The sequence below is a fragment of the Streptomyces sp. NPDC004838 genome (assembly GCF_053600955.1).
In genome coordinates this window covers 374271-384201 of sequence record NZ_JBSGAW010000003.1, presented here as the reverse complement: position 1 = coordinate 384201, position 9931 = coordinate 374271, and the positions used below count along the sequence as shown (strand labels likewise).

Sequence of the window (9931 nt, the reverse complement as noted above, 5' to 3'; positions counted from 1 at the left end):
TCGCCCCGCAATTCCTCAACTTCCCCCAAGTCCACCGCACCACCATGCCCGAACCAACACCACACCACCAAATCGACCTAACGAAGTACTACTAGGGCCTTGACCGGTGAGTTGGGATCTGGCCGGCGAGCGGGCTCATGGTCCGTGCCGGGAGGGCACCGCAGCACCGCTGATCCAGCGTCGGCTTCGGTCCGGTGAACGCGCACGGGCCCGTGCCCCCGGCTCGGGAGGGAACGGGCCCGTCCGGGCGTCCGGGCGGTCAGGAACGGGCGTCGGTGACGGCGGCCTCCTTCACCACGGTGGCGAGGGCGTCCATCCCCGCGTCATTGGGGTGGATGCCGTCCCCGGAGTCGTACCCGGGCGCCAGTTCGTCGCCATGGCCGGGGCGCGGATCGGCGAGCGCCCGGTCCGTGTCGGCGACCGCGTCGAACTCCCCGCCCGTACGGATCCAGTGGTTCACCGCGTCCCGTACCGCCTCCTTCTCCGGTGAGTAGTAGGGCGCGTACCCCTTGAACGGGGTGAGCGTCGCCCCGACCACCGTGATCCCGCGTTGGTGCGCGGCCCGGATGAGCTGCCGGTACCCGTCGATCAGGCGATTTGCCTCCGCCCTGGGCGCGCTGCCGCAGCCCCAGTCGTCCGCTCCGCCGCCGCCGATGTCGTTGATCCCGATCAGGACGACGGCGGTACGGACGCCGGGCCGCTCCGTCACGTCGTGGCGGAACCGCGCGACCCCCTTCTCGCCGTAGCAGGCCGAGTCGGTGAGCAGCATGTTTCCGCTGACTCCCGCGTTGACCACGGGGTTGCGCCGACCATCGGCGAGCAGGCGGTCGGCGAGCCGGTCGGGATAGCGGCGGTCGGTGCCCGGTGTGGACCCCCAGCCGTCGGTGATGGAGTCGCCGAAGGCGGCCACCCCGCCCCCGTTCCGGATCCCGCGCACCTCGACGCCCGAGAGCAGGTAGCGCGACTCGCTCGTCTCTCCGTACGAGGCGCCCGACACCTCGCCCGCCGCGTCACCCGATGCCCGGTAGGCGGTGGTGAGCCCGTCCTCGTGCAGCGCCGCGGGGCCGGTGGCGGCCCGGAAGTGCAGGGTGACGGTGACCCGCTCCAGTGGGGAGACCGGAAGCCGTACGGGGTCCGAGTACCGTTCCCCGCCTCCAGGTATGGCGGTCTGTGCCCGGCCGTCGAACCGGACCTCCCGTACGGAACCGGGCGCCAGGGCCGGGCCCTCGCCCGCACGGGCGACCGTGGCGCGGGCGAGTTCCAGTGGCCGGGTGCCGTACCGGTTGGAGACCCGGATCCGCAGTTCGGCGCCGGCCGCGCCGACCCGCACCACCTGACGCAGGCTCTGGTCGGCGAATCCGTCCCAGGCCCAGTTCGGCCAGGACCACGGCAGCGGCGCCGTCGGGCGGACCAGCCCGGAGGCCCAGGCGGCGCTCCAGCGGTCCGGACCGCCGGTATGGGAATCGCCGGTACGGGAGGAGTCCGCCCCTGGATTCTGGGCCGCGGGGGCGGCGTTGGCCGGGGCGGCGGTGGCGGGGACCGCCGTCAGCAGGCTCGCCGCCGCTGCCGTGGCGGCCAGGGTGAGCCTTGAGGTGCGGGGGGTGTGGGGGGTGCGGGAGGTGCGCGGACGCGTCGCTCGCATCGATGCTCCTTCTGTGGGGGTAGCCGGAATCTACCCCGAGGGGGCGGAGGAGACGGCCCCCGCCCGGGGGCCGTGAGGGAACCCCGCCACGTCCAATCCCTGTGCGTACCAAGGGTGTTCACCTGAGCGAATATCCGATAAGCGGCGGCATAGCGCTCTTTCCCGTGCGATATTGGCCATGGGTGCGAACCGGGGGGTACGCGGGGCAGCACCCGGTCAACGGGGTTGTGGGGGAACGCGTCCGATACGCCGGCGCTCCCCTGACGTGCGCCCGCCGCACCCAGGGGCGGGCGCACACCGGCCGCCCGTGCCCGCCGCCGGGAGGCGCCGCGCCGTACGCCCTGCCCCCGGCCCGTCCCTCGCACCGGAATCGGAGCAGCGGTGTCCCAGACAGACGACGAGTCCCAGAGCAGCGACCACGCGTCCGGCACCGGACGCCCGGGAGGGAGCACGGACAAGGGGGAGGGAGTACGGCCAAGGGGGAGTGGCCCGGACGGCACCGGCCGCCGCGAACCCCACGACGCCCCCGTCGCCTTCGCCGAGGAGACCCTCGCCGTTCTCGCCCGCCAGACGGCCGACGAGGGCGACCAGGTCATCGGACGGCTCATCGAGCAGACCGTGCAGGAGGCGCACGACCTGCGCCAGGTGGCGTCCTCTCCCGTCACCATGGGCGTGGTGGGGGAGTTCAGCAACGGCAAGTCCCTGCTGATCGGCACCCTGCTCGGCAGGCCCGATGTGCTGCCCGTCGAAGTCCGCGCCTGCACCGGCAATGTGACGGCGCTCCACCTCTCGCAGGGCCCGCCGGGCGAACACACCAGACTCTCGCGGGACGCGGTCGTGGAGTTCCTGACCCGCGAGGGCGCCCGCGAATGCGCCGCCTTCATGCTCGGCGAACTGGCCCACAAGGTACGGCAGGACCTGCCCCACCTCGACCTGCGCGCCCTCGACGGCTACGACCCCTTCGAGGACGACTGGCGCGGCTTTGAGGAGTGGGCCCGCCGAACCCTGTGGACCCAGGAGGCAGACAACCCCCGGCACCGGCGGCTCGCCCATGAACTCCTGCTCTTCCGGGACGCCTGCCTCGGCGACGGAACCCTCTTCGGCGCCACCGTCCAGCCCAGCGCCGCCCTGCTGAACGAAGCCCTCGACCTCGGCGACATCACCGAACCCCCCAGGGAGTTCCCGGTCAGGCCCGGCATACGCCACTCCGTCCGCCGAGTCGCCGACTCCGCGACCGATCTGCGCGCCGCCTTCCCGCTGATCCGCCGCGTCACCTACCGGGTCTCCGTGGACCCCGGCGCCTGGAACCTCGGCCGGCTCGCGGGCGAACGGGACCTGGTCCTCCTGGACTTCCCCGGCCTCGGCAGCGAGAGCTCCGGCAGCCGCGACGCCTATCTCAGCCACAGCGAACTCGCCGACGTCTCCACCATCCTGATCGTGCTCGACGCCGACGAACCCAATGCCGGCACCCCCCTCGACTTCTACGGAATGCTCCAGCGGCACGGCCGCAGCCGCTCGGAGCTGGAGGACTCGGTCCTCGTGGCGGGCAACAAGTTCGACGCCGTCCCCGTACCGCCGCTGCCCGACGGACGCCTCTCCGCCGAGGACCTGCGCGCCGCCTCCCAGCACATCAAGGGCTTCGACGTCACCGGCCGGGAACTCGTCCAGGGCCGCCACGATCGCGTCCTGCCCGTCTCGGCGATCGCCGGGATCGCCGCCCACGGCTACACCTACAGCGAGGCGAGCGACCAGTCCCGGCACGAGGTCCGCCGACTGCTCTCCGCCCACCGAGCCGCCCGTAGCGCTCCCGCGCCGGACACCGGCGACCCCTTCGACTTCTCGGATCCCTTCAGCGATCCGGCCGGTCCCGCCGGTCCCGTCGACAACGCCGCCGGCCCGCCCGGCTGGACCGGCTGGACCGACCGGATCTCCGAGAACTTCCCCAACGACGCCTGGGCCCGCCGGCTCAGCGCCTACGAGACGGACGGCGGCATCACCGCCCTCCGCGCGCTCATCGAGGAGCATGTCGTACGCCACGGGGTACGGCTGAAGAACATGCGCGTCGGCAAACGCGTCCGCACCCTCACCGGTCTGCTGGAGAAACTCGCCGCCCTCACCGGCGGCCCCGGCGGCGAGGACGACGAGGCCCTGCGCCGGGCCGACAACCGGCTCCGCGAACTGCGCAGCACCCTCCAGCGCCTCGACCACGACCTCAACCAGCTCCGCGACCCCACCTCGCTCACCCACGGCTCCGGAGTCTCCCTGCTGGAACTGCTGCGCCGCCAGGCCGTCGTCGAGGTCTTCGCCTGGCCCGAGTGGCACAGCCTCGCCAACCGGATGCAGAACGGCACCATCACCGTCGGCGACGGTGCCGCCCGGACGCCCGGCGACACCTCCGACGACCCCTTCGGCGACGACCCCTTCGGCGGTGATTCCCCGGGAGGCGACCCCTTCGACAACGAACTCTCCGGCGCCGCCGACGCCGTCTACAACACCGCCGCCTTCCGCCGCGAGTTCGACGCCACCGTCAACCAGCTCGCCGAGGAGACCTTCGTCCACGTCCACCAGTGGGCCATCGACTTCGCCCGCACCTGGAACGAACGCCTCGACGACCTCAACACCTGGTGGGCCGACGACGAGACCGAGGCCCTGCTCGCCGTACCCCTCGCCGAACTCGACGGCCCCAACGACGTCCTCCGCAAACGCATGATCGGCAAGATGACCGACGTCTCCTGGATACCCGAGAAGGTCAAGGAGCGGGTTCTCAGGCCCGCCCACGACGCGGCCGACATCGGCGCCGAACCCCACCGCCGGTTCCCCCAGCGCGACGACCACGACCTGCCCTGGAACAGCTCCGTCGCCGCCCGCCTCAACACCGTCCAGGCACAGGTGGAACTCCACCAGATGCGGGCCTTCCGGATGCGCCGGGAAATGGCCGAGGCCGTCGCCGAAGCCTGTACCGGACTCCTGCTCGACCTCCTCGAAGAGGTGCGGGCCTACCTCTCCGACCAGTTCCGCAGGGCCCAGGCCCGCATCCCCGTCGGACGCCAGCTCCGCCAGCGCAGTGCCCAGCGCGCCCGGCACAGCCTCTTCCGGGACACCCCGGAACCCGCCGCAGGACCGGCCGAACCCTACGGCAAAAGCGACAACAGGGGCGACGGGGAAGACGGCCACGACGGCGGGATTCCCCCGCTCCTCGACCACCTGGCGAAGTGGGGACTCGACACATGACATCCCAGCGCGACCTGACGATGGAGTTCGACGCCGGCGGCCACAGCGGGGTGCACCGCCTCGGCCCGCGCGCCTTCCGGACCAGCCCCGACCCCGCGACCGGCCGGTACGAACTGCCCCGGCTCACCCTCGTCTCCGGCGACGGCGCGGCCTGGAACTCCATCCACGGACTGCGGATCATCGAAATCCGAGACGCCCCGCCCGAACTGACGCAGTGGCTCGAGAACGGCTGGACCTACCCCGGCGTCGAACGCGAACGCATCCTCGGCCGCCGGGTCCTGGACACCCCGCTCTCCGTACCCCCGGAGGTCCTGCCGCCCGCCCCCGGCACCCCCGTCTCCGGCGAGGAGATCCTCGCTTGCGAGATCGTCTGGAGCGTCTCCTACACCACGGGCGCCGCACCCCAGACCGAACCGGTCCGCGTCCCCCACACCATGACCCTGGAGTTCGTCGTCCCCCGGCCCGCCGCCGACGCCGGCCACGCCGGGCCCCCGGACGAGCTGTACTTCCTGCGCCGCCGGGTCATCGCGGACCGCAACCAGGTCTTCCCCGGCTTCGCCGCCATCGACTTCGGCACCACCGCCTCCGCCATCACCCTCTTCGACCCCCGCCAGGACGACCAGCTCCCCATCGACCCCGGCCAGGAACGCCGGCTCCGGGAACTCCTCGCCGACCTCCTCGACGGCCACCCCGAAGGCCCGCCGGCCGCGGCCGCCGACTCCTGGCGGGCCCATCTCGCCGAACTCACCGCCCTCCTCACCGACCGTGCGGTCGACGAACGGCTCACCACCCCGGCCGCCCTCGCCACCCGCCTCCGCGACGGCCGCCCCCTCCCCGCCGGCATGCTCGACCTGGTCTGCCTGGAACTCGACAAGGGCCTCTCCTCCGAGTCCGAGGCCCTCTCCCGCTGGCTCGCCCTGCGTCTCCACGACGTCTACGACGACGCGCTCAACGTGCCCTCGCTCGCCCGGCAGCGGCTCCGCCAGGTCGAGTTCGGCCAGAGCACCACCTTCATCGACAGCGGACTGAGGATGCGCCTCGACAACGACGGCACCCCCCGCTTCTCCCTCGGCGCCCGCGTCACCGAGGAGGCCGGGGTCTGCCCCGACCTCAAGCGCTTCCTCGGCCAGACCCGGCAGGTCGGCATCCCCGGTCTGCCCCCCGACCACTCGCTCACCACCGACTACCTCTACACCCATGTCTACGACGACCTGCTGAACCGGGCCGAGGGCTTCGCCGCCGCCGACCGCGACCGGGAGCCCCGCCCCCTCGCCCGTATCGTCGTCACCCACCCCACGACCACCGCGCCCAGCGCCCGGGAGGCGCTCCGCGCCCTGCTCGTCGACGCACTCGACGCCACCGACGTCTGCGTCGACTACGACGAAGGGGTCGCCGCCGGACTCTTCTTCCTCCTCCGCGACCTCGGAACCGACCTCGGCAACGGGGTCGAGGCCCTGCGCGCCCGCTCCCACCCCCTCGACGGCGGCCCCCGCCCCTCCTGGGGACAGAGCGGACTCGTCGTCGACATCGGCGGCGGCACCACCGACATCGCCCTCATCCGCCTCACCACCGAGGTACGCGACCCCGAACCAGGTGATGACGCCGTGCCGGCCGCCGCCCGGGGTATCCACTACAGCCTCGCCCCCGAGGTCATCGGCTCAACCGGCCACAGCCAGCTCGGCGGGGACTTCCTCACCCTTCTCGTCTACTACTGGATCAAGGCCCGGATCGTCGACGAACTCCTCACCGGCGGCGAGCACGCCGAGGAACGCGAGGCTCTCACCTCCGTCCTTCCCGACTCCCTGCGCGAACCCGGCGGCGCGCCGCTGCCCCTCACCGAGGCCGTACTCGGCTACGGGCTCCGCGACGACGTGGCCCCCGCGGACGTCCGCCAGGTCCTCGGTGACCTGCTGCCCTCCCAGTGGCCCGAGGGCGACCAGGACACCGGGCGCCGCAACCCGTTCGTCCACCTCTTCACCCTCGCCGAGAAGATCAAGACCACCCTCGGCGCCACCGGCGCCGACGCCACCCCGCCCGTCGTGCCGCAGCGGTTCCTCCACGAACTCCACGAGCACGTCTTCGAGAACCAGGGCCGCAAGGCCCCTTACGGCAAGGCGCTCTTCCCGGCCGAGGGGGTCCCCCTGGACCCGGCCCAGTTCCACCGGCTGATGCGCCCCGCGGTCCACCGGATCGCGGCCATCGCCGCCGACCTGGTACGCGACAACCTCGCCCGGCTCCCCGGAGGACGGCTCGACCGGGTGATGCTCTCCGGCCGGAGCACCATGATGCCGCTCGTGCAGGAGGGCATCGTCGAGTGGTTCACCGGCGCCGTCCACGACTCCGTACGCCTGCCCTGGAACGCCGCCGCCCTCTCCCGCGAGACCCGGTACGCCAAGGAGGCCGCCTCCATCGGCGCCGCCTGGGCCTACTCCCGTAAGACGATCAACTTCCGCGCGGTGGAGGAGTACGGCGACGGCGGTGGCACCGAGGCCATCAAGAGCGCCGCACAGCGCGGACTGACCGAGGCCACCGTCAGCACCGGCAACCTCTTCCTCGGCATGCCCTGCAACATGAACCTGATGAGCGCCAACGGCCAGGAACCCGTCTTCCGCACCGGCGAACCCTTCGAGGAACTCGACATCACCGGCCGCCTCGGCCGCCACAGCGCGCCCTTCCAGCCCAATGAGACGGTCTTCCTCCAGCGCGCCACCGACCGCTCCAACTCGGTCAACTGGGGCAACGTCGACCTCGTCGACCACGCCCGCCGCGAGAAGTTCACCCCCGGAGCCGCCATGTGGGACCGGATCAGGGCCCGGGTCGAGGTCGACCACCAGCTCAACCCGGTCCTCCTGGTCTTCCTGGGCCGCGAGCACCACCTCACCGAGGGGGAGTACTTCGACCTCGTCCCCCGGCTCGGCGAGGACCCCCGCGAGGAGTGGCCCGCCCGCAACCTGCCCTGGGCCGTGCACGCCGAGACCGCCGGGGGAGGAAGCACCGAGATCTTCCCCGCCGGACCGCTCGGCGGCGACGAACCGGCGCAGCTCCACGAGACCCCCGACCCGCACACCCCGCCCGTGGCCGGGGCGATGGCGCTGCTGCCGCCACCCCTGGACGAGGACCCCGACGGATACCGCTTCTTCCGCTTCCACGCGGTGGAACCGGACGGCACCCGCCATCTCCTCGGCGAGGCGAAGGCCCCCGGCGACCCCGGCCCCACCGCCGTCCACCGGGCCTCGCTGACCGCCACCGGCCGGCTCCGGGTGCACCGGGGCAGGGTGCCCTTCCTGCCCGCCAAGGACCTCCGGGACGTCCACGAGCGGCCCGGCGCCGTCCGCAGACTGCCGATGAACCGCAGCGAACCCTCCCTCAACGAGATGTGGAACCCCTACTCCGGAAGGCACTGATGTCCACCCCAGCGTCCCTGGAGACATTGCTCGACGAGGTCGTACGGGACCGGGAGTCGGCCGCCGCCGACCTCGCCCGCGCCGAACTGCGCCGCACCGCACGGGCGTTCTTCGGCATCGCCCTGGAGGCGGAGCACGGCGACCGGGCCGCCGTGCCCGTGCGCCTGCTCTCGCTCGCCCTCGCCGATCTGCTCCGGGGCGTCCCCGAGGAGCCGGCCCCGCGGGGAGAGCCCGCGTCCCCCTCTCCGGCCGCCGTGGGGGAAAACGCCCGACCGGCTGTGCCCGTCCGTCACCCGGCACCCGAGACGGCCGACGGATCCCGTTCCGGGGAACCCGGACCCGCGGCCCCCGGCGGGCCCGGCCGCGCCGCTCCCACGGGTGGGCGGGATCCGGGCGTCACGGATGCCACGGACACGGCGGACGTCCCGGACGCCCCCGGCGCGGCGGCCACCGCACCAGCCACCGCACCAGCCACCGCACCGGCGACTGGGGCGGCCACCGCAGCGGACATCGGAGCGGACACCGGCGAAGGCCCCGGCGGTCCCGTCGTATCCGAGCCCGGCGACCAGGCCGCCGGGCCCGTGCGCCGGACCCCCGCCCGGCCGGCCGTCACCCCCGACCCCGCGGCCGCGCTCCGCGACTCGCTGCTGAGGATCTGGGACGAGCACTTCACCCCGCTCGACCAGCTCCGCCGCGACCATCTCCTCGGCAACTGGATACGCCGCTGCCGCCCCGGCGCCGGCCCTCTCACCGCCGACCGGGCCGTGCCCGAGCTGTGGGACGCCCTCCACCTCGCCCTGCTCCGGCTGCCGGAGTCCCAGGCCCCGGGGGAACTGCGCGACCTGCTCGCCACCGCCGCCGAACTGCCCCCGGCCCGGCCGGCCGGCCATGGCATCCCGGCCCTCCCGGAGGGACTGCGGCCCCCGCCGGGCGACGGCCCCGGGCCCGCCCGGGGCACCGCCCTCACCCTCACCGACTACCGCTCCCACGCCGAGGGGACCGCGAGCGCCGGCGGCAAGGTGGCCCCGCCCTTCGATGGAGCCCCCAAACAGCTCGGCTCCCTCCTCACCTCGCTCCTCCGCGACCTGGAGCTGCTGCTGCCCCGTGACGCGAGCCTCCAGTACTGGTGGCCCAGTGTCACCAAACTCCAGGCGATGACCCTGACCGTGTTCCACCCGCAGGCGGGCCAGGGGGCCGACTTCCCCACCCCGGCCGCGGCCCCCGGAAACGATGTGAGCCGCTACCTCGAACAGCTCCGCCGGTCGGCTGGACGGATGAGGACCGCCCACCGGTGGCGTGTCACGGACAAGGAGGCGGCGGTGGAACTCGGCGAACTCGACGCCGGACTCGGCGGACCCGTCCATTCCGTGCCCGCCGACGACATGAGCTGGTGGGGCACCCGTCGCAGGGCACTGACCCGCCATACCCGTGCCCTGCTGCGGGAAGGCGGCTACGGCTGCGCCGCCCGTGACATCGGCATGTCGTCCGCCTCCCGGGCACGCGGCTCCGTCATCACCGCCGACGCCGGCACCGGGGAACCGGAGACCATCCTCTGGGTGCTCCGGCACGAACTGCTCCAGGGCGGCGGCACCGTGAAGGACGGCGTCGTGGTGGCGACCGGCGCCCGCGGCACCAAGACGTCCCACTGAACCGG

At 73.1% G+C, this 9931-nt stretch carries 4 protein-coding genes; 3 read left to right on the top strand and 1 reads right to left on the bottom strand.

Annotation, left to right across the window (positions count from 1 at the left end; translation table 11 throughout):
- Window positions 1-259: 259 nt before the first annotated feature.
- On the bottom strand, window positions 260-1642 hold the full coding sequence (locus tag ACWEFL_RS06140; protein ID WP_451708085.1) for an SGNH/GDSL hydrolase family protein: 1383 nt from the start codon (window positions 1640-1642) through the stop codon (window positions 260-262).
- A gap of 381 nt (window positions 1643-2023) precedes the next feature.
- Here ACWEFL_RS06140 and ACWEFL_RS06135 point away from each other — a divergent pair, with 381 nt between their 5' ends.
- Genes ACWEFL_RS06135 through ACWEFL_RS06125 form a run of 3 tightly spaced genes read left to right on the top strand, consistent with a single transcriptional unit; the run spans window position 2024 to window position 9926 of the window.
- Complete coding sequence (locus ACWEFL_RS06135) at window positions 2024-4873, top strand: hypothetical protein (protein ID WP_451708082.1); 2850 nt, start codon at window positions 2024-2026, stop codon at window positions 4871-4873.
- Entirely contained in the window at window positions 4870-8277 is a 3408-nt protein-coding gene (locus tag ACWEFL_RS06130) for a hypothetical protein (RefSeq protein WP_451708079.1), read from the top strand. Before ACWEFL_RS06135 ends, ACWEFL_RS06130 begins: the two co-directional genes overlap by 4 nt.
- The gene (locus tag ACWEFL_RS06125) at window positions 8277-9926 is read left to right on the top strand and encodes a hypothetical protein (protein WP_451708076.1); all 1650 of its coding nucleotides are present in this window, start codon (window positions 8277-8279) and stop codon (window positions 9924-9926) included. The genes ACWEFL_RS06130 and ACWEFL_RS06125 overlap by 1 nt, the downstream gene beginning before the upstream one ends.
- Window positions 9927-9931: the final 5 nt, after the last annotated feature.